Source organism: Chryseobacterium sp. CG10_8 (genome assembly GCF_058117085.1).
In genome coordinates this window covers 1-694 of sequence record NZ_JBYVEB010000272.1, presented here as the reverse complement: position 1 = coordinate 694, position 694 = coordinate 1, and the positions used below count along the sequence as shown (strand labels likewise).

Annotated in this window: 1 protein-coding gene; it reads left to right on the top strand. The window is 29.7% G+C overall.

The window, feature by feature from the left end; genetic code table 11:
- The first annotated feature begins 64 nt into the window (after nucleotides 1-64).
- Entirely contained in the window at nucleotides 65-526 is a 462-nt protein-coding gene (locus AC4AGG_RS16690) for a carboxymuconolactone decarboxylase family protein (protein WP_489773151.1), read from the top strand.
- The last annotated feature ends 168 nt before the right edge of the window (nucleotides 527-694 follow it).

The following is a 694-nucleotide window of genomic DNA, read 5'->3' as shown; positions in this document are numbered from 1 at the left end:
AATACTTTTTCGTTAGCGGTAATGCTTCCAAAACACTCATTAAAATTAAATCATCAAAAATTTTATGACAAGAATTGAATTATCAGAATTTGGAAATTCCCCATTTGAAAAATTAATTGGACATAACAAAGATGTACTCAAAAAATGGATTGAGTTGGAAAATTCGCTTTTTCAAAATACAGAATTAGATTCTAATTTATTGGAACAAATTCGAAGAACAATTGCATTTGAAAATGGTTGCGAATATTGTATGGTAAAATCTGGAAAACCAAAATATTCCCAAGAAGATAAAAAAATAAGTTCAGCTTGTGCATTTGCACAGCTATTTGCAATTGACCACAAGTCAATAAATGAGAAGCATTTTGAAATTTTAAGAGAAGAATATACTGAAAAGCAAATTTCCGAATTATGTTCTTTTATTTCGTTTATTACTGCATGCCAAAAACTTGGAAATATTTATAATCTTACTGAGGAATACCAAAAAAATGCGAAAGTAACACTGAATGAACTTAATAGAGAAAAATAGCACTACCGCTAACAGTGTATTAGCAAAAGCGGGCTTGAATACTCAAATTGAAAATTTAAATATTCTTCGCCGCCACTGCTTTTCAATTCCGTAATATTTTTGTAAGTTTACTTCATTGAAAAAGCATTGGCTTCGTTTGGTCGAAACTGAACTTGCAGTTCATTTTTC

Coding starts and splice junctions, on each gene's coding strand:
- AC4AGG_RS16690 (WP_489773151.1), top strand. CDS start 65: ATGACAAGAATTGAATTATCAGAATTTGGAAATTCCCCATTTGAAAAA.